This is a genomic window from Rhodococcus sp. BS-15, from assembly GCF_000813105.1.
Classification (GTDB): domain Bacteria; phylum Actinomycetota; class Actinomycetes; order Mycobacteriales; family Mycobacteriaceae; genus Rhodococcoides.
Genome location: NZ_BAOX01000494.1, coordinates 1 through 1,989, shown reverse-complemented (window position 1 = coordinate 1,989; position 1,989 = coordinate 1). Strand labels below are relative to the sequence as shown.

Below are 1,989 nucleotides of genomic sequence, written 5' to 3'. Positions count from 1 at the left end.
GGCTCGACCATCGACGATCCGGCGTTCGACGCCGCGATCACCCAGAACCTCGATTCGTTGGCGGCCGACCACCCGGACCGCATCGCGAAGATCAACGGTAGCTACTTCCCGACAGCCCAAGCCCCCGTGCTTGCGGCCCTCGGCACCGCCGACAAACAGCACGCCATCGCGAGCATCGCAATCGTCGGCACCAACGACACCGAACTGACCGACAACTTTCAAGCCGTCGAAAATGCCTTCTATATCGACGGTGTCGATGTACAGGTCGCCGGCCAACAGCCGGTGGCCGGCGCCCTCGCGTCGACGATGACCGACGACATCCATCGTATGGAGATCCTGGCGATTCCGGCCGTCGCGGTGCTGCTGTTCTTCGTCTTCGGCGGAATCGTTGCCGCCGCACTACCTCTCATCGTCGGTGCTCTGACGGTCGTCGGAGCCAACGGCATCGTGAAGGTGTTCACCCACTTCACCGAGGTGAACACCTTCGTCGCACCGGTGGTGTCGTTGGTAGGCCTGGGCTTGGCGATCGACTACGGCCTGTTCATCGTCTCGCGTTTCCGAGAGGAACTGGGCGACGGCCGATCGACGCCCGATGCGGTCCGTCGATCGGTCATGACGGCCGGTCGGACGGTGGCGTTCTCGGCGACGATGATCGTGGCGTGCCTCGGTGGCCTGTTGCTGTTTCCGCACGGGTTCCTACGATCGGTTGCCCTCGGTTCGATTGCGACGGTTGCCCTCGCGGCGCTGACCGCAATCACCGTCCTACCTGCCATTCTGTCGATTCTGGGCCCTCGCGTCGATGCCCTCGGTCTTGCGTTCATGCGCAAGACGAAGTCCTCGGAGGAGATCGAGAACGGCATGTGGGGCAAGCTCACTCATTGGGTGATGCGCAATCCCGTCAAGGTGGTCGTGTCCATCGTGCTCGGGCTGCTGATTCTGACGTTGCCTATCGGCAACCTCTCGTTCGGCGGAATCAACGAAACGTATCTGCCGCCGGACAATCCGACGCGGGTGGCGCAGGAACAGTTCGACGAGCTGTTCCCCGGTCAGCGCACCGAGCCCATCAAGTTGGTCATCGAGAATGCGCAGGGTCAGAATCTCGCCGCCATCACGAACCAGGCGAACAATGCTCCCGGCCTGATCGAGCAGTTCACCCCGGTCGGTGCCAGCAAGGAAGGCATCATCGTGTTCAAGGCCGGGTTGATCGACCGAAACGACAGCGCACCCACCATCGAATTTCTGCGGAGCATCGACACGCCCGACGGAACATCGATGGAAGTGACCGGAACACCTGCCATCGAACGGGATTCGATCGACGCCCTGGTGGACCGCCTGCCGCTGATGGCGGTTCTGGTCGTCCTGATCGTGACCGTACTGATGTTCCTGACGTTCGGATCGCTCGTGCTGCCGATCAAGGCGGTACTGATGACCACGCTCGGACTCGGAGCCACGATGGGAATTCTCACGTGGATCTTCATCGACGGCCATGGAGCGGCGTGGATGAACTTCACCCCCGGGCCGATCATGGCGATGATTCTGCTGCTGATCGCCGCGATCGTGTTCGGCCTCTCCACCGACTACGAGGTATTCCTCCTCTCACGCATGGTCGAGGCGCGCGAAAATGGTTCCAGTACAAGCGAAGCCATTCACATCGGCACATCCCACACCGGACGCATCATCACCGCCGCAGCCTGATCCTGATCGTCGTCACCGGGGCATTCGCGTTCTCCGACCTGGTGATGATGAAGTACATCGCCTACGGCATGATCGCGGCCCTCATCATCGACGCCACCCTCATCCGCATGTTCCTGGTGCCGGCAACGATGAAACTGCTCGGCGACGCCAGCTGGTGGGCACCGGCCGGAATGAAACGAATGCAGCGCAAACTCGGACTCGGCGAAACGGCTCCCGAGGGCTCCTGACGCACCGCCCCGAAACGCGTGAATGAACCATTGCACCGCCGAGACGTATGCAGTGGTCCATTGACGC

General features: G+C 61.9%; 1 pseudogene. It reads left to right on the top strand.

What is annotated here, in order from left to right:
* Positions 1-1,922, top strand: a pseudogene (locus RHBS_RS27265) (MMPL family transporter); the annotation flags it as partial.
* Positions 1,923-1,989 lie beyond the last annotated feature (67 nt).